At 74.1% G+C, this 20,082-nt stretch carries 17 protein-coding genes; 3 read left to right on the top strand and 14 right to left on the bottom strand.

Annotated elements, in window-relative coordinates:
- Nucleotides 1-14: 14 nt before the first annotated feature.
- The 8 genes from AB0G32_RS12240 to AB0G32_RS12205 form a co-directional block, all read right to left on the bottom strand.
- Nucleotides 15-791, bottom strand: a complete 777-nt coding sequence (locus AB0G32_RS12240; protein WP_361161785.1) for an ABC transporter permease subunit — start codon at nt 789-791, stop codon at nt 15-17.
- Nucleotides 788-1,561, bottom strand: a complete 774-nt coding sequence (locus tag AB0G32_RS12235) for an ABC transporter permease (protein WP_361161783.1) — start codon at nt 1,559-1,561, stop codon at nt 788-790. The genes AB0G32_RS12240 and AB0G32_RS12235 overlap by 4 nt, the downstream gene beginning before the upstream one ends.
- A complete protein-coding gene (locus AB0G32_RS12230) occupies nt 1,558-2,526 on the bottom strand; it encodes an ABC transporter substrate-binding protein (RefSeq protein WP_361161781.1) in 969 nt (322 codons plus the stop codon). Before AB0G32_RS12230 ends, AB0G32_RS12235 begins: the two co-directional genes overlap by 4 nt.
- Before the next feature lie 139 nt (nt 2,527-2,665).
- Nucleotides 2,666-3,601, bottom strand: coding sequence for a PDR/VanB family oxidoreductase (locus tag AB0G32_RS12225; protein WP_361161779.1), 936 nt, complete (start codon nt 3,599-3,601; stop codon nt 2,666-2,668).
- Nucleotides 3,598-3,765, bottom strand: coding sequence for a hypothetical protein (locus tag AB0G32_RS12220; RefSeq protein ID WP_361161777.1), 168 nt, complete (start codon nt 3,763-3,765; stop codon nt 3,598-3,600). The genes AB0G32_RS12225 and AB0G32_RS12220 overlap by 4 nt, the downstream gene beginning before the upstream one ends.
- A complete protein-coding gene (locus AB0G32_RS12215) occupies nt 3,762-4,832 on the bottom strand; it encodes an aromatic ring-hydroxylating dioxygenase subunit alpha (RefSeq protein WP_361161775.1) in 1,071 nt (356 codons plus the stop codon). Before AB0G32_RS12215 ends, AB0G32_RS12220 begins: the two co-directional genes overlap by 4 nt.
- A gap of 145 nt (nt 4,833-4,977) precedes the next feature.
- Nucleotides 4,978-5,835 (bottom strand): alpha/beta hydrolase, encoded by an 858-nt coding sequence (locus AB0G32_RS12210; RefSeq protein WP_361161773.1) that lies wholly within the window; start codon nt 5,833-5,835, stop codon nt 4,978-4,980.
- Between the two features lie 8 nt (nt 5,836-5,843).
- Nucleotides 5,844-7,445 carry a SpoIIE family protein phosphatase gene (locus tag AB0G32_RS12205; RefSeq protein WP_361161771.1) on the bottom strand — a complete coding sequence of 534 codons (1,602 nt, stop codon included), beginning with the start codon at nt 7,443-7,445 and terminating at the stop codon, nt 5,844-5,846.
- A 291-nt stretch (nt 7,446-7,736) separates the two neighbouring features.
- Here AB0G32_RS12205 and AB0G32_RS12200 point away from each other — a divergent pair, with 291 nt between their 5' ends.
- Nucleotides 7,737-9,791 carry a phosphocholine-specific phospholipase C gene (locus AB0G32_RS12200; RefSeq protein ID WP_361161769.1) on the top strand — a complete coding sequence of 685 codons (2,055 nt, stop codon included), beginning with the start codon at nt 7,737-7,739 and terminating at the stop codon, nt 9,789-9,791.
- Between the two features lie 31 nt (nt 9,792-9,822).
- Here the strand turns inward: AB0G32_RS12200 and AB0G32_RS12195 are convergent, their stop codons facing one another.
- Together AB0G32_RS12195 and AB0G32_RS12190 are read right to left on the bottom strand one after the other, a co-directional pair.
- Nucleotides 9,823-10,920 (bottom strand): hypothetical protein, encoded by a 1,098-nt coding sequence (locus tag AB0G32_RS12195; RefSeq protein WP_361161767.1) that lies wholly within the window; start codon nt 10,918-10,920, stop codon nt 9,823-9,825.
- On the bottom strand, nt 10,917-11,759 hold the full coding sequence (locus AB0G32_RS12190) for a phosphatase PAP2 family protein (RefSeq protein WP_361161765.1): 843 nt from the start codon (nt 11,757-11,759) through the stop codon (nt 10,917-10,919). Before AB0G32_RS12190 ends, AB0G32_RS12195 begins: the two co-directional genes overlap by 4 nt.
- 280 nt (nt 11,760-12,039) lie before the next feature.
- Between AB0G32_RS12190 and AB0G32_RS12185 the strand changes: the two genes are divergently transcribed.
- A complete protein-coding gene (locus AB0G32_RS12185) occupies nt 12,040-12,654 on the top strand; it encodes a TetR/AcrR family transcriptional regulator C-terminal ligand-binding domain-containing protein (protein ID WP_361161763.1) in 615 nt (204 codons plus the stop codon).
- Between the two features lie 159 nt (nt 12,655-12,813).
- Here AB0G32_RS12185 and AB0G32_RS12180 read toward each other — a convergent pair whose 3' ends face one another.
- Nucleotides 12,814-14,049 (bottom strand): DUF2510 domain-containing protein, encoded by a 1,236-nt coding sequence (locus tag AB0G32_RS12180; RefSeq protein WP_361161761.1) that lies wholly within the window; start codon nt 14,047-14,049, stop codon nt 12,814-12,816.
- Between the two features lie 296 nt (nt 14,050-14,345).
- On the opposite strand from AB0G32_RS12180, the gene AB0G32_RS12175 reads away from it, so the two are divergent.
- Nucleotides 14,346-17,039, top strand: coding sequence for an AAA family ATPase (locus tag AB0G32_RS12175; RefSeq protein ID WP_361161759.1), 2,694 nt, complete (start codon nt 14,346-14,348; stop codon nt 17,037-17,039).
- Here the strand turns inward: AB0G32_RS12175 and pcaD are convergent.
- The 3 genes from pcaD to pcaG are packed head-to-tail and all read right to left on the bottom strand — an operon-like array spanning nt 17,036 to nt 20,081.
- On the bottom strand, nt 17,036-18,151 hold the full coding sequence (gene pcaD / locus AB0G32_RS12170) for a 3-oxoadipate enol-lactonase (protein WP_361161757.1): 1,116 nt from the start codon (nt 18,149-18,151) through the stop codon (nt 17,036-17,038). The two genes, AB0G32_RS12175 and pcaD, sit on opposite strands and share 4 nt — an antisense overlap.
- Nucleotides 18,148-19,479, bottom strand: a complete 1,332-nt coding sequence (gene pcaB / locus AB0G32_RS12165; RefSeq protein WP_361161755.1) for a 3-carboxy-cis,cis-muconate cycloisomerase — start codon at nt 19,477-19,479, stop codon at nt 18,148-18,150. Before pcaB ends, pcaD begins: the two co-directional genes overlap by 4 nt.
- Nucleotides 19,476-20,081 carry a protocatechuate 3,4-dioxygenase subunit alpha gene (pcaG, locus tag AB0G32_RS12160; RefSeq protein ID WP_361161753.1) on the bottom strand — a complete coding sequence of 202 codons (606 nt, stop codon included), beginning with the start codon at nt 20,079-20,081 and terminating at the stop codon, nt 19,476-19,478. Before pcaG ends, pcaB begins: the two co-directional genes overlap by 4 nt.
- Between the last annotated feature and the right edge of the window lies 1 nt (nt 20,082).

Raw genomic sequence — 20,082 nt, 5'->3', positions numbered from 1 at the left:
TTCAGGAGCTTGGCTCAGGACCGCCGGGAGGCGGCGCGCGAACCGTGGTACCAGCCGAGCACCCGCCGCTCGACCAGCTGGAAGAGGACCGAGAGCACGAAACCGAGCAGACCGAGCAGCAGGATGCCGGTCCACATGTCGGGGATCGCGAACGAACGCTGGAACTGCACGACGGTGAACCCGAGCCCGTTGCTCGCCGCGAACATCTCGCTGATCACCATCAGGATGATGCCGATCGACAGGGCCTGCCGCAGCCCCGCGAAGATCTGCGGACTCGCAGACGGGAGCACGACGGTACGCAGCCGGGCGAACCCCGTCACACCGTACGAACGGGCCGTCTCCTTCATCACCTGGTCGACCGCGCGCACCCCCTCGACCGTGTTGAGCAGAATCGGCCACACCGAACCGGTGGCGATCACGACGATCTTCATGGTGTCGCCGATCCCCGCGAACAGCATGATCACCGGCACCAGCACCGGCGGCGGCACCGCCCGCAGGAACTCCAGGACCGGCTCGCACACCGCCCGCACCCGCCGGTAGGAGCCGATCAGCGTGCCCAGCGCCACCCCGGCCACCGCCGCCAGCGCGTAACCGCCCGCCAGCCGGTACAGGCTCGGCCACACGTCTCCGCGCCACCGCTCACCCGTCCACACGTCCGGGAACGCGGTGACGATGGTCCGCAGCGGCGGCCAGTACACGTCCTGGCTGCCGTCCGACGCCACCCACCACACGGCGACCAGCACCGCGGGCAGGGCCAGCGTGAACAGCAGCCGCAGCGCCAGGTTCCTCACACCGTCACCTCCCCGCGTACCGACTGGTGCCAGGCCAGCGCCCGGCGCTCCACCGACCGGGCCCCCACGTTGATCAGCAGCCCCAGCAGACCGGCGACCGCGATCAGCGCGTACATCTCCGGTACCGCCTGCGAGGTCTGCGCGACCGCGATCCGCGCCCCCAGCCCCGGTGCCCCGATGACCAGTTCGGCGGTGATGGCGAGGATCAGGGCGACGGCCGCCGCCAGCCGCACCCCGGTCATCACATACGGCAGCGCGGTCGGCCACAGCACGTGCCGCACCCGCGCCCACGCCCCCAGACCGTACGACCGGGCCGTCTCCTCCGCCACCGGGTCGACGTCCTGGACGCCGTACAGCGTCTGGATCAGCACCTGCCAGAAGGCGGCGTAGACGACCAGCAGGAGCACCGAGCGCAGTTCGGTGCCGTAGAGCAGGACGGCCAGCGGGATCAGCGCCACGGACGGGATCGGGCGCAGGAACTCGACGGTGGAGGCGGTGGCCTCGCGCAGATACGGCACCACCGAGAGCAGCACCCCGATGACGATCCCGGCGCCGACCGCGATCGCCAGCCCCAGTGCCCAGCCGGTCAGCGTGTCACCGAGCGCCGACCAGAAGGCGCCGTCACCGGCCTCGGTGACCAGCGCGCCGACGATGTCGCTGGTCGGCGGGAAGTACGCCTCCTTGACCAGACCGAGCCGCGGCACCGCCTCGCCCAGCGCGAGGAAGGCCGCGAGCCCGGCCGCGCCCAGCGCGGCGTTCGCACCCTTCACGGCAGCAGCGCGTCCAGGTCGGGGTCCTGCTTGAACAGGCCGCCCTCCTCGCCCAGCTTCGCCAGCGCCTCGATGGAGGAGCGGTTCGGCTCGGCCGGCCACTTCGGCAGCGTGACCTCGGCCAGCACATCGGCCGGGATCTTGGTGTACGTGGTGACGATCTCGCGCACCTCGTCGGGGTGGCTGTCCGCGTAGGCGAGGGACTCGGCGGTGGCCTGCTGGAACTTCTGCACCGTCGCCGGGTTCTGCTGCGCGTACCGCGTCGAGGTGAAGTACATGGCGACGGTGAGGTCCGGGGCGATGTCCACCATCGAGGAGGCGATCTCCCGGCCGCCCTGGTTCTTGATGGTGGCCAGCGCCGGTTCCACCACCATCGCCGCGTCGATCTGCCCGCTGTCCAGCGCGGCCGGCATCTGGTCGAAGGCCAGCTCGACGAAGTCCACCTGGTCCGGGTCGCCGCCCGCCTTGCTGACCGAGGCCCGCACCGCGGTCTCGTTGATGTTCTTCAGCGTGTTGATGGCGACCTTCTTGCCCTCCAGCTGCTTCGCCGACTTGATCGGGCTGTCGCCCTTGACGGTGATCGCGCCGAAGTCCTTGCCCTCCTCGCCGGTCGAGGCGATGCCGTTGGCGACCGCCTTGACCGGCACGTTGTTGGACTGGGCGATCAGCAGCGAGGTCATGTTGGAGAAGCCGAACTGGAACTGACCGCTGGTCACCCCCGGCACCACCGCCGCACCGCCCTGTGCGAGGGTCAGGGACAGTTTCAGCCCGTGCTTCGCGTAGAAGCCCTTCTTCTGGCCCAGGTAGAGCGGGGCGACGTCGACGATGGGGATGAGGCCCACCTTGACGGAGGTGGTGGAGCCGGAGGAGTCGGCGCCGTCCGACCCCCCGGAGTCGGACGAGCCGCAGGCCGACGCGACGAACAGGACGGATACGGCCGTGAGGCCGACGAACAGACGACGCATGACTCCCCCTGTGAGAGTTTGTGCGCGAACAGCACGAACGTGCTGACCGGGAACGTAGGGCCCAGGGGAAGTCATGGTCAATGCCCGTGCAGTCACGAAGTGTTGACAGTGTTGTTGACAGTACGTGTCGGAGAGTTCGTCAAAGATCCAGTACGAGCCGCTTCCCGTGACACCGGGAGACACAGACGAGCATCGTCTCCCCGGCCGCCCGCTCCGCCTCGGTGAGCACCGAGTCCCGGTGGTCGGGCACGCCCTCCAGCACCTCCGTCTCGCAGGTGCCGCAGGTGCCCTCCGCGCACGAGTACAGCACCTCGACGCCGGCCGCGCGCACGGCGTCGAGCACGGAGACGTCCGGCGGGACCGCGACGGTACGGCCGCTGCGGGCGAGCACGACCTCGAATTCGCCGTTCGCGACCGCGAGTTGCGCCTTCGGCTGGAACCGTTCCGTCCGCAGCAGCCGCGCCGGGCACCGCTCCTCGACCGCGTCCAGCAGCGGGCCGGGGCCGCAGCAGTAGACGAGGGTGCCGTCCGGTACGCCGTCCAGCACCGGGGCGAGGTCGAGCAGCCCGGTCTCGTCCTCGGGGGCGAGGGTGACCCGGTCGCCGTAGCGGGCCAGTTCGCCGGTGAACGCCATGGCGGCGCGGGTGCGGCCGCCGTACAGCAGCGTCCAGTCGGCGCCCGCCCGCTCGGCGGCGGCCAGCATCGGCAGCAGCGGGGTGATGCCGATGCCGCCGGCGACGAACCGGTAGCGCGCGGCGGGCTCCAGCGGGAAGTGGTTGCGCGGCCCGCGCACCCGCACCTTGCCGCCCCGCCGCAGCTGCTCGTGCACATACGCCGAGCCACCGCGCCCCGCCGCCTCGCGCAGGACGGCGATCCGCCACACCGCCCGGTCGCCCGGATCGCCGCACAGCGAGTACTGCCGCTCCAGCTCCGGGCCGAGCAGGACGTCGACGTGCGCGCCCGGCCGCCAGTCGGGCAGCGGTTCGCCGAGTGGATGGCGCAGGGTGAGCGCCAGCACCCCGTCGGCCGCCGACTCGGCTGTCTCTACGACGAGTTCACTTTCGAACGCGGTCATGCGGCGGTCTCCGATGCTGTTTCGTGGCCGCGCGGGTGGGCCAGCATCCACGCCCACATCGCGACCGGGTCCTCGGCGGTGTGCTCGGCACCGCAGTGACAGGTGCCGTGCAGGACGTCGGTGCCCGGCAGCCAGTCGACGCGGTAGACCTCACCCGTATTCACGAGACCCGCTCCGCCGGCTTGTCGCCCTCCTCGGCCAGCCGGGCCAGGATGCGGCGGGCGGCGAGACCGCCGGTGTCGATGTTGATGCTCAGCTCCTGGTACCCGGCGCGCTCGGCGCTCAGCGCGCGCTGGAGCACGTTGAGCGCGTCGACGTCCTGCATGACGACGGTGTGGTTGTTGGCGCGCAGATACTCGGTGACCTCGGGGTCGTCCGTCGCCCAGTCCCGGGAGACCGCCCAGAAGTCGTACACCTCGCCGTCGCCGGACGGGGTGATGGCGTACGTGATCTCGGTGTGGAAGGCGTGCGGATCGCCGCCGTCGGCCTCGGGCACCACACCGGTCGGCGCGACCCGGCTGTGCAGCAGGTACAGACAGGGCGCGTGGTACTCGATGTCCTGCCAGCGGTCGATCCGCCCCTGGACGCCGGTGGACCTGGCGTAGAACGGCGGGCACTCGGCGTCGTCCATGTGCCGGCTGACCCGGACCAGGCCGGCGCCCTCGTCGACCTCCGTGGTGATGGGGGTCTCGGCGACCTCGGGGGTGCCGATGTAACCGCCGTGCAGATACGTCTCGTGGGACAGGTCGAGGAGGTTGTCGACCAGCAGCCCGTAGTCGCAGTGGATCGGCTCCATGCCGCTGACGGTGACCCAGCCGGGGGCCGCCAGGTGCCGGGCGCGCGGCACGGTGTCCGGGTCGGCGAGCGCGGGGTCGCCGATCCACACCCACACCAGTGCGTCCCGTTCGGCCACCGGGTAGGAGGCGACCCGGGCGGTGCGCGGCACCCGTTTCTGCCCCGGCACGTACACACAGGTGCCGGTGGTGTCGTAGGTGAACCCGTGGTAGCCGCACACGATCCGGTCGCCGTCGAGGCGGGTGGGGGCCTCGGAGAGCGGATAGCGGCGGTGCACACAGCGGTCGTGCAGGGCGACCGGGGTGCCGTCCTCCTCGGTGCGGTAGAGCACGAGCGACTCCCCGAGCACGGTCCGGCCGAGCAGCTCGCGCCCGACCTCGTGGGCGTACGCGGCGACGTACCACTGGTTCCTGGCGAAGGCGGTGGTGTGCGGCATGGCGATTCCGTCCCTGTCGGCGGGGCCTCGTCGCCCCGCGTGCCGTGGTCGGGACTCAGCGTGGTGACGGCCGGGGCGGTGCCGCAAGGCGGCTTCCGCAGGACGGAAGCACGGACAAGCGCTGACGCGAGCGCTGCCGGCAGTTCTAGTGGGAGACGGGTGGGGCGAGGTCGGCCAGGAGTCGGGCCGCCGGTGCCGGGCGGACCAGCCAGCTCAGGTGGCTGCTCTCCAGGGTGCGGACGTCCCACGGGTTGTCCGGGGTCAGCGCGTCGCCCTCGCGGATCAGCCGGTCCTGAAGGGCGAGCGGCATGCTCGCGTCGCCGGTCAGCCGTACGAACGTCCTCGGGACCCGGCCCCAGGCCGCGGCCCGGGCCCGGTCGGCGGGGGTGCCGGTGTCCAGGTTCTCGTCGGGCTGGAAGGTGTTCAGGAAGGCCAGGAACTCGTCGTCGGTGCCGTCGGCGAGAAAGGCCGCCTTGAGCGCGGCGAGGGCGCCGGGGTCGGCGGTGCGGAAGTTCACCCGCAGCAGTCCGAGTTCGGCGGGATTCCCGGCCGCCGCCAGGCCCAGTGAGGCGGTGTCGACGGCGGCCATCTCCGGCTCGGCGTAGTAGGCGCTGGCGTCCAGGTCGACCGGGCACCAGGAGGCGACGTAGACCAGGCGGTCGATCAGGTCCGGCCGGGCGTTCGCGGTGGCGGTGGCCGTGATGCCGCCGCGGCTGTGCGACAGGAGGATCACCGGGCCGTTGGCCGCGGCCCGCTCCAGGACACCGGTCAGATGGGCGACGTTGTCGGCGAGGGTGACCCCTTTGATCGCGCCGGGCGCGGTGGCCAGGCCCGCCGGGTCCTGCGGTGCCTGGTAGGCGGCCGGGAAGGTGGCGGCGAAGCCGTGGCCGGGGAGGTCGACGGCGACCGAACGATGTCCGAGGAGCCCGAGTTCCGCCTGGAGCGGCGCGAACGAGAAGGAGTTCGCGAACGCGCCGTGCACCAGTACGAACGTCGGAGGCATGGGTGTGCTCACTCTCTGCTGTCGGTGCGCGGGCCGGCCCCACTGTACGTCCGGGCGGCGTACGCCTGCCGGGGAAACGGGGGCGGCGGCCCGGCGTCCGCGCGTGCGGTCAGGAGGGTGAACCACACGGTCTTGCCGGTGCTGGTGGGGCGGGTGCCCCACGCGTCGGCGAGGGTGTCGACGAGGAGCAGCCCGCGTCCGTTCTCCTCGCTGGGGTCCGCCGGGCGGGCCTGCGGGCGGGGGGCGCTGCGGTCGGTGACCTCCACGCCCAGTTGCCGGGCGCTGTGCCAGACCCGCACGGTGAGCGGGCCGCGCGCGTGGCACACCGCGTTGGTCAGCAGCTCGGAGGTGACCAGCAGAGCGGTGTCGGCCACCGCGTCGAGCCGCCAGGACCGCAGGTGCCGGTGGACGAAGTGGCGTCCGGCGCGGACCGAGCGCGGCGCGGTGTCCAGCGTCAGCTCCGCGCTGTCCAGCGGCACGGTGGGGAAGCCGATCAGCAGCAGCGTGACGTCGTCGGCGCAGGTGGTGCTGGAGGGCAGCAGCGCGTGCAGGACCCGGTCGGCGGCGGTCTCCAGGTCGGCACCGGCCGCGAAGGAGGTGCGCAGGGTCGCGGACAGCAGCTCCAGTTGCCGGTCGAGGTCGCTCGCGGCGGTCTCCACCAGCCCGTCGGTGTACAGGGCCAGCGTGGACCCGGCGGGCAGCGGGAGACGGACCTGCTGGTGCGGCGAGCCGCCCACTCCCAGCGGCACGTTGACCGGGACGGCGAGCGGGGCGACGTTCGTGTCGGCGCCCACCAGCAGTACCGGCAGATGGCCGGCCGAACAGACGGCCATCTCGCCCCGGCCGGGGTCGGCCTCCAGATAGACGCAGGTGACGAACTGCTCGGGCAGCGTCTGGGTGGTGAACACGTCCAGCGCCTTCATCAGTTCGGCCGGCGGCAGCCCCGCCAGCGCCAGCGCCCGGGCCGCCGACCGCAGTTGCCCCATCACCACGGCCGCGTCCAGCCCGCGTCCCATCACGTCGCCGACGAACACCCCGACCCGGCCGGCCCCGAGGTCGATCACGTCCAGCCAGTCCCCGCCCACCCCCTGCCCCAGCAGCGAGGGCAGATAGCGGGTGGCGGCCAGCACGCCCGGCACCGGCTCGGAGGTGCCCATCAGGTGCAGCGCCAGGGCGATGTGCCGCCGCTGGGCGAGCAGCCCGGCGAGCTCCGCCTCGGTCCGTCTGCGGTCGGTGATGTCCCGGGCGACGGAACAGGCGCTGGTGATGGTGCCGTCGGCGGACCGGATCGGCCAGAGGGTGACGTCGATGTCGAGGACGCGGCCGTCCCGGGTGGTGCGCCGGGTCTCGTAGTGATCGATGCGCTCCCCGCGGGCCAGCCGCCGCAGCAGTCCGGCCTCCTCGTCCTTGAGACCGGCCGGGATGAGCATGCCGATGTGCCGACCGAGGGCCTCCTGCCGCGAGTAGCCGTACAGACGCTGGGCGGCACGGTTCCAGAAGGTGATCTCGCCGTCCAGGGTCTTGATCAGGATGGCGTCCTGGGACGACTCCACCAGCTTCCGGTACAGCTGTTCCGCCTTGGTCGTGCCCCGCACCGTATCCCCCGACATGACGTGCCGCGTCCGATCGATGCCGGACAGTGCAGCACGCCAGGGCTCGGGCCGAAGCGGTCTGGTCGCTATTTGTCAGTACGAGGAAGGTATTGGTCGCCTTCTGTGCCGGATCTGTCCGCCGGGTGTCGGCACGTCAACTCCTTCCAGCCCCCCGCGTACCGGCGACCTTCACATGAACGCCATCCGACCCTTCCCTCCCGTTCGGTGCCCCTGGAACACTCCTTGCGCGCGCGGCCCGGCACCAGCAGGCCGCCTCACCACCCCCGAGGCGAGAGGCTCACCACCCCCATGCCCGAAGTCAACCGGCGTCGATTCCTCCAGATCGCGGGCGCCACCACGGCGTTCAGCGCGCTCTCCGCGAGCATCCAGCGGGCCGCCGCGCTCCCGGCCAACCATCGCACCGGGTCGATCGAGGACGTGGAGCACATCGTCGTCCTGATGCAGGAGAACCGTTCCTTCGACCACTACTTCGGCAGCCTGCGCGGCGTCCGCGGCTTCGGCGACCCGCACCCCGTCACCCTCGACAGCGGCAAGTCGGTGTGGCACCAGGCCAAGGCCGACGGCACCGAGGTGCTGCCCTTCCACCCGGACGCCGACGACCTCGGCATGCAGTTCCTGGAGGGCCTGCCGCACAGCTGGCCGGACGGCCAGCAGGCGTACCGGGACGGCAAGTACGACCGCTGGGTGCCCGCCAAGGGGACCACCACGATGGCGTACCTGACCAGGGAGGACATCCCCTTCCACTACGCCCTCGCCGACACGTTCACCATCTGCGACGCCTACCACTGCTCGTTCATCGGCTCCACCGACCCCAACCGCTACTACCTGTGGTCGGGCCACACCGGCAACGACGGCAAGGGCGGCGGCCCGGTCCTCGGCAACGACGAACTGGGCTACGACTGGACCACGTACCCCGAGCGCCTCGAAGCGGCCGGCGTCTCCTGGAAGATCTACCAGGACATCGGCGACGGCCTGGACGCGGCCGGCTCCTGGGGCTGGATCTCCGACGCCTACCGGGGCAACTACGGCGACAACTCCCTGCTCTACTTCAACAAGTACCGGAACGCGAAGCCGGGCGACCCCTGGTACGACAAGGCCCGCACCGGCACCGACGCGGCGAACGGCGACGGCTACTTCGACCTGCTGCGCGCCGACGTGCAGGCGGACCGGCTCCCGCAGATCTCCTGGATCGCCGCCCCGGAAGCCTTCTCCGAGCACTCCAACTGGCCGTCCAACTACGGCGCCTGGTACATCTCCCAGGTCCTGGACGCGCTCACCGCCAACCCCGAGGTGTGGTCCAAGACCGCGCTGTTCATCACCTACGACGAGAACGACGGCTTCTTCGACCACCTGGTACCGCCGCTGCCGCCCAGGTCGGAAGCGCGGGGCCGGTCCACCGTCGACGTGTCGCTGGACGTCTTCCCGGGCAGCGCGAAGTACACCGAGGGCCACTACGGGCTCGGCCCGCGCGTTCCGATGCTGGTCGTCTCGCCCTGGAGCAAGGGCGGCTACGTCTGCTCCGAGACCCTCGACCACACCTCGATCCTGCGCTTCATGGAGCGCCGGTTCGGCGTCCGCGAGCCGGGGATCTCGCCGTGGCGGCGGGCCATCTGCGGCGATCTGACCTCGGCGTTCGACTTCTCCCGCAAGGACAGCAGCCCCGCCCGGCTGCCGGCCACCGACGCCTATGAGCCGCAGGACCGCGACCGGCACCCCACCTACAGTCCGACACCCCCGGCGGAGCCCGGCATGCCCCGCCAGGAGCGCGGCCTGCGGCCGGCCCGGCCGCTGCGGTACGCGCCGCTGGTGGACGGCTCGGCCGACCCGGTGGCCGGCACCCTCACCCTCACCTTCGCCTCCGGCCCGGAGGCGGGCGCCGCCTTCCTGGTCACCGCCGGCAACCGCACGGACGGCCCCTGGACGTACACCACCGAGGCCGGCAAGCGCGTCCGCGACACCTGGGACGCGGCGTACTCGGGCGGCACCCACGACCTGACCGTGCACGGCCCGGGCGGCTTCCTGCGGGTCCTGCGCGGACCGGCCGGAACCGCCGGCCCCGAGGTCACCGCGCGCCACGTCCGCGACGACGTCGAACTGACCCTCACCAACCGGGGCCCCGGGACGGTCCGCCTGAAGCTGGCCAACGGCTACGGCGGCCGCGCCCGGACCCTGACCGTACGCCCCGGCGCCACCGTCCGGCACACCGTCGACCTCGCCGGCAGCCACCGCTGGTACGACCTGACGGTCACCTCCGAGGCCGACCCGACGTTCCTGCGCCGCTTCGCCGGCCATGTCGAGAACGGCCGCCCGGGCGTGAGCGACCCGGCGCTCGCCGGCGAGTAGCCCGCCACCGGCGGCGACCGGACCGGGCCGGCTACAGCGGCGTGAGCCGCCCGGAACCCGGCCGCCGCCGGGGCCGCGGCTGCCGGGGCAGGGTGGCGGCGAGGGGCTCCGCCCGGCTCTGCGCGGGCCCCGGACCGGACCCGGCGACGGCCCCCTCCGTCCCCGGGGCGGGCGCGGGCGGGACGGGCACGGGGGCGGCTTGCGGCGCCGGACCGGCGGTCGCGACGGCCGGGACCGGCTCGGGGCCCGGCGCCGGGAGGCCGGGTGCCGTCAGCGGCCCCGGTGCGGTGACCGGTGTCCGCAGTGGGGCGGGCGGGGCCGCGCGGGTCAGCAGGAGCACGCCCCAGGCGGCCAGTACCGCTCCGGTCAGGGCCAGCAGGACGCCGGCCGCCCCGCCGCGCAGGCGTTCGCCGAGCAGGGCGACGCCGATCGCCGCGGCGGCCGCCGGGTTGGCCAGCGTGACCATCGCGAGGGGGGCGCCCAGCCCGCCTCGGTACGCCGTCTGGGACAGCAGCAGGCCGCCGGTGGCGAAGGCCGCCACCAGCACCGCCACGCCGATCACCTGGACGCTGAGCAGCGGTCCGGTGCGATCCGTGGCGGCGACCGTGACCGTCTGGGTGAGCGCCGAGGCGACCCCGGAGGCCACCCCGGACGCGCTCGCGTGCCGCAGCCCGGGCCGGGCGCCGGGCCGGGCCAGCACCCCGATCAGGACCGCCGTCACGCCGGCCACCGCCACCGCCTCCGGCCCGCTCAGCACGTCGTCGGGGGCCGGACCGGACGCCGTGACCAGCAGCGCGCCGAGCCCGAGCAGGGTCAGCCCGGTGCCCCGCCACTCGACCGCGCTGACCCGCCGTCCGGCCAGCCGGGCGCCCATCGGCACCGCCGCGACCAGGGTGAGCGCGCCCAGCGGCTGGACCACGGTCAGCGGGCCGTACTTCAACGCCCCCACGTGCAGCAGCGCGGCCGACGCGTTCAGCGCCACCGACCACCACCAGGCCCCGCCGCGCAGCAGCCGCAGGACGCCGGTGCCCGGGCGGCGGGCGGCCAGCCGCTCCTGGGCCACGGCCGCGGCCGCGTAGGCGACGGCGGAGACCAGCGACAGCACGACGGCGACCAGGGCGGCGCTCATCGGCCCGCCCCCACCGGCCGGCGCCGTTCCACCGGCTGCGGACGGGGCCTGAGCCGGGGCCGGCCGTCGCTCGCCCGGACCGGCCGGCCGAAGCGCGGTGACGGCCCGGCCGGAGCGACCCGCCGCGGCAGGCGGATCACCGCGAGCGCCAGCCCGAGCAGCGCCGTGGCCACGATCACGTCCAGCCAGTAGTGGTTCGCGGTGCCCACGATCACCAGCAGCGTCAGCAGCGGATGCAGCAGCCACAGCCACCGCCAGTGGGACCGGGTGGCGGCGATCAGCCCGATCGCCACCATCAGCGCCCAGCCGAAGTGCAGCGACGGCATCGCCGCGAACTGGTTCGACAGCGTGTCCGTGCGCGGCGGGCCGTAGACCGACGGGCCGTACACGCGGGCGGTGTCCAGGAGGCCGGTGCCGCTCAGCATCCGCGGCGGCGCGAGCGGGAACGTGAGGTGCAGCACCAGCGCCGCGCCGGTCAGGGCGGCCAGTATCCGCCGGGCCCACACGTAGTGCCCGGGCCGCCGCAGATAGAGCCAGACCAGGAACGCGGCGGTGGCCGGGAAGTGCACGGTCGCGTAGTAGGTGTTCGCCACGTGCACCAGCACGTCGCCGTGCAGCAGCAGCGACTGGACGCCGCCCTCGCCGGGCAGCCGCAGCCACCGCTCCAGGTCCCACACGTGGTGCGCGTTGCGGAACGCCTCGCCGGTGTGGCCGGACGCCAGCTGCCGGCCGAGTTTGTAGACGAGGAACAGCCCGGTCACGAGCAGGAGCTCCCGGACCAGGGGTGGCCTGGCCGGTGCGTCCGGCTCCGCTGGAGCAGGCTCGGTGCGGGCGTTCATCCCCCGGCCCCTTCGCTGACGGTGGTGCGTGCGGTGTGCTGACGGTGCGGACCGCGCCGACTCATCGGCACCGGGTGGGCGCGAGTCATCGATACGGTTTCGTTCCGATACGCCAGTGTACCGATACGCCGATGTACCGATACGAAAGTGTACCGATACGAGTGGGTACCGGTACACTGGCGTATCGGTACAGTGACGTACCGATGGACCTTCGGCCGAAGTGGGCCACGAAGGTACGGACTTGACCGCCGGCACCGGAGACGAGCGAGGAGCAGCAGCCATGACGTCGCAGGACGCGGAGCGACCGGAAACAGCCGGCACCTCGCGCCGCTCCAAACTCACGCCCGAGCGTGAGCAGGAGTTCCTCGACACCGTCCTCGACCAGGTCAGGGAGTGCGGTTACGACGCGGTGACCATGGAGGGCATCGCCGTCAGCACCCGGTGCAGCAAGTCCACGCTCTACCGGCAGTGGAAGACCAAGCCGCAGTTCGTCGCGGCGGCCCTGCGCTCGCGCCGGCAGGTGCGGTTCGAGGGCATCGACTCCGGGTCGCTCGCCGAGGACCTGCGGCTCGCGGCCCGGGCGGCCGGCGACTGGTCGGGCAAGGACACCCGGCTGCTGCAGGCGCTCGGGCACGCCGTGGTGGAGGACCCGGAGCTGAAGCTGGCGCTGCGCGAGGCGCTGGTGGAACCGGAGATCGCCGCGCTGCGGGACATCCTGCGCCGCGGGATCGACCGGGGCGAGGTGGCCGCCGACCACCCGGCGCTGGAGTTCGTGCCGGTTCAGATGTTCGGCGTGCTGCGCATCCGGCCGGTGATGGAGGGGGAGTACGCCGACGGCGACTACCTCGTCCGCTATGTGGAGGCCGTGGTGCTGCCCGCCCTCGGCCTGACCTGAGACCCAGGTCACCGTCCGTGGGATGACTGGACGGTGGCCTGCTCGCGCCGCACCGTGGGGACGGGGGCGGCGCGCACCCCCCGGCCGGGTGGGGCGCTCTTTGAGCGGAAGGGCGTTCCACCCGGCCGACCGCGTCCGGGGGCCGGGTGGAACGGCGGGTCAGATGTCCTGGCCGTCGCCGGTGCCGCCGGACGACACCTTGATGCCCTTGACGATCTCGTCGATGACCGACTGCTGCTCACTGACGTCGACACCGAACCGCACGACGACGATCTGCTGCGGGTTGGCCGGCGAGGGGAACGCCAGCGACTGGACGTAGCCGTCGGAGCCCTTGCTCGTCACGGCCTTCCAGCGCACCTGGTAGCCCTTCTGCCCGGCCACCGTGACCGCCTTGGCGGACAGCACGTCGTGCGAGGTGATCGAGCCGTAGCTGTCGCCGCCGTAGGACTCCTCCGCGTTGGCCGAGATGTCCGCCTTGGCGACCTCCTCGGCGGTGGAGCCCTCGGTGCCCAGCACCATCGCCGGGGCCGAGTAGGCGCCGCCCTTGGTGCAGGAGGACGCCTCGTTGCCGGGGCACTTGTACGACTCGTTCGACGACACCTGGGCGCCGACCGTCAGTTCCTGCCCGTACCAGCCGTCCGGGACCGGCAGGCTGATCCCGCTGACCGCGTCCGGCACCGAACCGCTCTCGATCCGGGGCGCCTCGGACTCCTGTGGCGCGGGCGACTCGCCGTCCCCGCCGCCGGTGCCGCCGCCCGAGTCGCCGAACGGGCTGTCCGGCATGCCCTCGCCGCCCTGCCCGCCCGGGCTCTGCTGAGCGGTGCCCGCCCGGTCGTCGTTCGCGCTGTCCCCGTCGCCGGCCAGCGCGTACACGCCGACGCCGATGCCCGCCAGCACGGCCACCGCGACGGCCACGGCTATCCCCGTCCGCAGCCCACGCCGCCGCGGGGCCGGCGGCTGCGCCGGGTAGCCGGGATATCCCGGGGGCGCGGGGTACGCCGCGTAGGCCGGCGGCGCCGGATAGCCGGGGCCGGGGGAGTGGGCGTCGGCCGGGGGCTGCCCGGGTGCCGGACCGCCCGGTGCCGGCTGCCCCGGCCCGGCGCCGTCCACGGGCGGCGGTCCGGGGTCGGGGGTGCCCGTGGGGGCGGGGTCGGAAGCGGGGACCGCGGCCGCGGCTGTCGGCTGCCCGGCCGCCCCGCCGTCCCCCGCCGGCTCGGCCGGTCCCGCCGGCTCCGCCGCCTGTCGTGCGCCATCCGTCGGCGGCTGTTCCGGGGGACCCCCTGCGGGGCGGATCCGGTCCGTCCACGCCTTGCCGTCCCACCAGCGCTCGGTGGCGGGACCGTCACTTGTCTGCCCGGGGTCCGGATACCACCCGGGAGGAGTCTCCTGCGTCATGTCCCCACCGTATGAGGCGTCGGTGAAAGTCGTATGAGAGGGCGGGGTACCTTCCCGTCACTTCCCCGTTCCCCGCGCCGCCCCGGCCCGCGCCGCCCACCGCGCCGCCCCGCCCGTACCGCCCCAAAACCCCTGCGTACAGCGTTGGCTGACGGTCCGGGACTCATCGCCTGGCCCGTTCACTACACGATGTCATCCGGTAGGGCAAGACCCGGAGCGACCACCCGGCGCGGTGCGGTCCGGGCGGCTAGGCTCAGAGTCTGTACGTCATTCGGGCGACTCGGGGAGGCAGCGGGATGACGGAGGTACGGCCCACGGCAGCCGCCCCGGCCGCCCTGTGGGAGCGCGACGCGGAAGTCGCCGCGGTCGCCCGGGCGGTCGACACCCTGTGCGCGGACCGTTCGCCCGCCGGCACCCTGCTGGTGTTCCGCGGCGAGGCCGGCCTCGGCAAGACCGCCCTGCTCGCCACCGCCCGCCGGCTCGCCGAGGCCCGCGGCTGCGTCGTCCACTCCGCGCGCGGCGGCGAGACGCTGCGCTCCGTCCCGTACAACGTGGTACGGCAGTTGCTCCAGCCGGCGCTGCTGTCCCTGCACCCCGACCAGGCCCGCGACCTGCTCGGCGACTGGTACGACATCGTCGGCCCCGCCCTCGGCGTCGCCGATCCGGGCGAGCGGCCGGCCGACCCGCGCGGCGTGTGCGACGGACTGGTCGAGGCGGTACGGCGGCTGGCCGGCCAGGAGCCGCCACTGGTCCTGCTCATCGACGACCTGCACTGGGCCGACCAGGAGACCCTGCGCTGGCTCACCGCGTGCGCCGAACACCTGGGCGAACTGCCCGTGCTGGTGGTGACCGCCTACCGGGCCGACGACACCACCGGCGCCGACGCCCGCCGACTCGACCCGGTCGCCGCCCTCGCGCACGCCCCCGTCACCACCCTGAACCTGCTCACCGCCGAGGCCGCCGCCGGGCTCACCCGTGCCGCCCTCGGCGACGGCGCCGACGCCGCGTTCTGCCACGAGGTGTGGACCGTCACCGGCGGCAACCCCTACGACACCGTCGAACTCCTCGCCAAGGTCCGCGACAGCGCCCTCGCCCCGGTCGCCGCCAACGCCGCCGAACTGCGCGCCCTGAACGAGGCCGGCCGCGGCGTCGGCCTCGTCGCCCGCCTGGAGGAACTCGGCGTCGACGCCACCCGGTTCGCCTGGGCCGCCGCCATCCTCGGCACCGGCATCACCGTCTCCCGGTGCGCCGCGCTGACCACCATGAAGGCGGCCGAGGCCGCGCACTGCGCCGGGCTCCTGCGGGACGCCCGTATCCTCACCCCGGCCGGTGACGACGACCCCGGCGCCGACGGGGAGCTGGAGTTCGACCACCCGCTGATCGCCACCGCCGTCTACGAGTCCATCCCGGACGGACTGCGCCGGGCCATGCACGGCATCGCCGCCCAGCTCGTCACCGACCTGGGCCTGGGCGCGGCGGCCGCCTCCCGGCACCTGCTCCAGGTCCACCCGGACGACGACGCCGAACTGGTCGAGCAGCTCCGCGAGGCCGCCCGCGAGCACCTCGCGGTGGGCGCCCCCGACGCCGCCCGCCAGTGCCTGGAACGCGCCCTGGCGGAGCCCCCGCCGCCCGGGACCCACGCGCGGGTGCGCTACGAACTCGGCTGCGCCACCCTGCTCACCTCGCCCGCCACCACCGTCGGCCACCTCCGCGAGGCCCTCGGCATGCCCGGCCTGCACGGCGACGAACGCGTCGACGCCGTCGTCCGCCTCTCCCAGGCACTGCTCCACAACGACCAGTTGGAGGAGGCGGTGCGCACCGTCGAGACGGAGGCCGCCCGGCACCCCGACGGTCCCGCCCGGCTGCGGCTCCAGGCCGTCCAGTACATGTGGGAGGGCATCCACGCCGGCGAGTCCACCGTCCCCGGCCGCTCCGAACGGCTCGCCGACCTGGCCCGCACCTGCACCGGCCGGGACAACGCCGAGCGCGCCCTGCTCATCCTGCGCGGCTTCGACGCCATGACCCGCGGCGAGAGCGCCGAGGAGACCGCCGCGCTGTGCGACCGGGCACTGGTCGACGGCCGCCTCGCACCGGGCCTGGGCTGGACCGACACCGAGTGGGGCCTGGAGCTGCTGATGATGCTGGCCAGCGCCTACGCCTACACCGACCGCCTGGACCGGGCCGACGCCCTGTTCGCCGAGGCCCTGCGCGCCTACGAGACGGCCGGCTGGAGCGGCGGCCACCTGGCTCTCGCGCACGCCTACGTCGGTCTCGGGCAGCGCCGGCGGGGCCGGCTGCGGGAGGCGGAGGCGTCGCTGCGCGAGTCGCTGCGGCTGGCCGAGCGGGTCGGCCGCGGCCTGCCGCTGTACTGGTCGGCGACCTGCAACCTGGTCGACACGCTGCTCGCCCGCGGCCATGTCGAGAAGGCGTGGGAGATCGCCGAGCAGTACGACTTCGCGCCGCCGTACCCGTCCACGATCGTGCTGCCCGACCCGCGCTCGGTGCGCGGCCGGCTGCTGCTCGCGGTCGGCCGCACCGAGGACGGAATCAACGAACTGGAGGCCGCCGAGAAGGCCGCCGCGGCCCGCGGCCACCTCAACCCGGTGCTGGTCCCCTGGGCGGTCGACCTCGCTCGCGCGCTGGCCGCCGAGGACCCCGGCCGCGCCGCCCGGCTGGCCGCCGACGCCCGCCGGCAGGCCGAGCGGTTCGGCACCGACACGGCCGTCGGCCAGGCCCTGCGCTGCGCCGCCGCCCTGGAGACCGGGCGGCGCGCGGTCGGCCTCGCCGCCCAGGCCGCCGCCCGCCTGGCGGCCTCGCCGTGCCGCTACGAACACGCCGCCGCCCAGGTCGAGTACGGCATCGCGGCCCGCTCGGCGGCCGAACTGGACCGCGGCCTGGCCCTGGCCCGCCGCTGCGGCGCGGACGGCCTGGCGGCACGCGCGGAGCGCGCGCTGACGGACCTGACCAGCCCCGCCGGCACCAGGTCCTAGGCGCCGTCCTCCTCGGCCAGCACCCGCTGCGCCGTCGCGAACGCCGAGTTGGCCGCGGGCACCCCGCAGTACACGGCCGTCTGGAGCAGTACGGCGCCGATCTCGTCCGGCGTGAGCCCGTTGCGCCGCGCCGCCCGGACATGCATGGCCAGTTCCTCGTAGTGGCCGTGCGCGATCAGCGCGGTCATGGTGACCATGCTGCGCTCGCGGCGCGACAGCGTCTCGTCGGTCCAGATCTCACCCCAGGCGTAGCGCGAGATGAAGTCCTGGAACCGGGCCGTGAACGGCGTCTGCCGGGACTGCGCCCGGTCCACGTGCGCGTCCCCGAGCACCTCGCGGCGCACCGCCATGCCCCGCTTGGCATCCCCGCCGAAGTGGCCGCGCAGCGCGGTGAGCACCGCCTCGGGACGCTCGGCGGGCGCCAGGTGCGAGGCGCCGGGGATCTCCACCAGCGCCGCGCCCGGCACCGCGTCGGCGATCTCCCGGAGATGGGCCGGCGGGGTCGCCGGGTCCTCACGGCCGGCGATCAGCAGCGTGGGCACGGTGATGTCCGCCAGCCGGTCCCGCAGGTCGAAGGCGGCCAGCGCGTCGCAGCAGGCCGCGTACCCCGCCGGGTCGGCCTCCCGGTGATCCCGTACCAGCTCCGGGACGGTGAACCCGGGTGTGAACCACCGCGCGTCCGCGCCGGCGGCCAGTTCCGCCAGCCCCTCCCGGCGGACCGCCGCCGCCCGCTCCTGCCACGGCCGGGCCCCGTTGAAGTGCGCCGACGAGCAGATCGCGGCCAGCGAGGTGAGCCGCTCGGGGTGGTGCACGGCCAGGTGCAGCCCGACCGCGCCGCCCAGCGACACCCCCGCGTACCCGAACCGCTGCACTCCGAGCGAGTCGGCGAGCGCCAGCACCAGGTCGGCCAGGTCGGCCACGGTCGCCCCGGCGGAGATCAGTTCCGCCGGTGAACCGCCGTGCCCCGGCAGGTCCCAGCGGATCACCCGGTGGGCGATGGACAGCTCGGGCGCCACCTGGTCCCACAGGGCGTACGAGGTGCCGAGCGAGGGCCCGAGCAGCAGCGGGGGAGCGGTGGCGGGGCCTTCCGTACGGTGATTGAGCAGGGTCAACGTCGCTCCAGTGCGCGGTCGGTGAGGGCAGCGGCGCTGCCGGTGTACTGGGTGGGATCGGCCAGGGCGGCGAGGTCGAGGTCCCGCAACTCCGCCACCTCGGCGAGGAGTTCGCCCAGCGGGCGGTTCTCGGCGTACGTGCGCTTGGCCAGCTCGGACAGCAGTTCCTTGGCCCGGGAGCGGCCGAGGACCGGCGCCAGTTCGGCGGAGAGCCGCTCCGAGACGATCAGCCCGTGGGTCAGGTCCAGGTCGGCGCGCATGGCCGCCGGGCGCACCCGGAGGCCCTCGGCCAGCTCGGCGGCGTCCCGGGCGGCGCCGCCGGTCAGCCGCAGCAGGTCCCGCAGCGGTTCCCACTCGGCGTGCCAGGCCCCGGCGGGCCGCTCGTCCTCGGCGGCGAGCGAGCCGTACAGCGTCGCCGCGAGCTGTGGCGCGCGCCGGGCCGCCGCCGCGATCAGCGTGGACCGCACCGGGTTGGCCTTGTGCGGCATCGCGGAGGACCCGCCGCCGCTGCCCTCGGCCACCTCACCGGTCTCGGTCCGGCCGAGCACCAGCACATCCGCGGCGAGCTTGCCCAGCGCCCCGGTGGCCGACGCCAGGCACCCGGCGAGATCGGCGACCGGCGTGCGCAGGGTGTGCCAGGGCAACGCGGGCTCGGCCAGGCCCAGTTCACGGGCGTACGCGGCGGGCAGCGCGAGCGGGTCGGCGGCGCCGTACGCCGCGAAGGCCGCGAGTGTCCCGGCGGCGCCGCCGAGCTGCGCCGGCAGCCCCGCGCGCACCGCGGTGATCCGGTCCCGGGCGTCCAGCACCAGCGACCGCCACCCGGCCGCCTTCAGCCCGAACGTGGTCGGCACCGCGTGCTGGGTCAGCGTCCGCCCCGGCAGCGCGGTCTCCCGGTGCTCGGCGGCGAGCCGCGCCAGCGCCCGTTCGGTGCGGGCCAGCTCGGTGAGGATCAGGTCCAGGGTGCGGGCGGCGACCAGCATCGCCGCCGTGTCCAGGATGTCCTGGCTGGTCGCGCCCCGGTGGACGTAGGGCCCGTACTGCGCCCCGACCGCCTTGGTCAGATCGGCGACCAGCGGGATGACCGGGTTGCCGCCGCCGCGCGCCCGCCCGGCGATCGACGCCAGGTCGAAGCGGTCCGCCTCGGCGGCGTCCGTCACCGCCGTCGCCGCCTCGTCCGGAGCCAGGCCCAGCGCGGCCTGGGCCCGGGTCAGCGCGGCCTCCGCGTCCAGCAGCGCCGCGAGATACGCCCGGTCGCCGGTCGCCGCGGCGGCCGGGGAGCCCGCCCACCCGGGGGCGAGCAGGCCGGTTCCGTCGTCGGGAAAGGTCACTTGTACTCCAGGAAGACCGTCTCGCCCTCGCCCTGAAGGCGGATGTCGAAACGGTACGTGCCCGGCCGCTCCTCGGCCGCGATCAGCGTGTCACGACGGCCCTCGGGCACCTGGGCCAGCAGCGGGTCGGCGGCCAGCGCGGCCGGGTCGCCGGGCAGGTAGATCCGGGTGAACAGGTGCACGAGCAGGCCGCGGGCGAAGACGCACACGCTCAGGTACGGGGCGTTTCGCCCGCGCGCGCCGGGCCGCAGCGTCCGTACGTACCAGTGTCCGTCGGCGTCGGTCTGGATGCGGCCCCAGCCGGTGAACTCCACGCCGTTGCGCCCGAGGTAGCCGCCGGTCGCCGGGTCCCGGCGCATCGAGCCGTCGGCGGTCGGCACATTGCCCTCGGGGTCCGCGCCCCAGACCTCGACGAGCGCGTCCGGCAGCGGGTTGCCCTCGCCGTCCAGCACGTGTCCGTGCACGGTGACGGTGTCCGGGTGTCCGGCGGGGGCGATGTCCTCCCCGCCGCGGAACGGCAGCGAGTAGCCGTAGAACGGGCCGACCGTGTGCGACGGGGTGGGCAGCACCTGTTCCGGGCTGCTGGTGTCGATCTTCGTCATG

This window comes from Streptomyces sp. NPDC023723 (assembly GCF_040639815.1).
Taxonomy (GTDB): domain Bacteria; phylum Actinomycetota; class Actinomycetes; order Streptomycetales; family Streptomycetaceae; genus Streptomyces.
Note: the sequence above shows the minus strand (reverse complement) of the source record. Positions and strands in the feature narration are given on the sequence as shown.

Excerpts from the sequence above, each read along its gene's own strand:
- AB0G32_RS12230 (WP_361161781.1), bottom strand. The coding sequence starts at position 2,526 with ATGCGTCGTCTGTTCGTCGGCCTCACGGCCGTATCCGTCCTGTTCGTC.
- AB0G32_RS12225 (WP_361161779.1), bottom strand. The coding sequence starts at position 3,601 with ATGACCGCGTTCGAAAGTGAACTCGTCGTAGAGACAGCCGAGTCGGCG.
- AB0G32_RS12215 (WP_361161775.1), bottom strand. The coding sequence starts at position 4,832 with ATGCCGCACACCACCGCCTTCGCCAGGAACCAGTGGTACGTCGCCGCG.
- AB0G32_RS12210 (WP_361161773.1), bottom strand. The coding sequence starts at position 5,835 with ATGCCTCCGACGTTCGTACTGGTGCACGGCGCGTTCGCGAACTCCTTC.
- AB0G32_RS12205 (WP_361161771.1), bottom strand. The coding sequence starts at position 7,445 with ATGTCGGGGGATACGGTGCGGGGCACGACCAAGGCGGAACAGCTGTAC.
- AB0G32_RS12200 (WP_361161769.1), top strand. The coding sequence starts at position 7,737 with ATGCCCGAAGTCAACCGGCGTCGATTCCTCCAGATCGCGGGCGCCACC.
- AB0G32_RS12195 (WP_361161767.1), bottom strand. The coding sequence starts at position 10,920 with ATGAGCGCCGCCCTGGTCGCCGTCGTGCTGTCGCTGGTCTCCGCCGTC.
- AB0G32_RS12190 (WP_361161765.1), bottom strand. The coding sequence starts at position 11,759 with ATGAACGCCCGCACCGAGCCTGCTCCAGCGGAGCCGGACGCACCGGCC.
- AB0G32_RS12185 (WP_361161763.1), top strand. The coding sequence starts at position 12,040 with ATGACGTCGCAGGACGCGGAGCGACCGGAAACAGCCGGCACCTCGCGC.
- AB0G32_RS12180 (WP_361161761.1), bottom strand. The coding sequence starts at position 14,049 with ATGACGCAGGAGACTCCTCCCGGGTGGTATCCGGACCCCGGGCAGACA.
- AB0G32_RS12175 (WP_361161759.1), top strand. The coding sequence starts at position 14,346 with ATGACGGAGGTACGGCCCACGGCAGCCGCCCCGGCCGCCCTGTGGGAG.
- pcaG (WP_361161753.1), bottom strand. The coding sequence starts at position 20,081 with ATGACGAAGATCGACACCAGCAGCCCGGAACAGGTGCTGCCCACCCCG.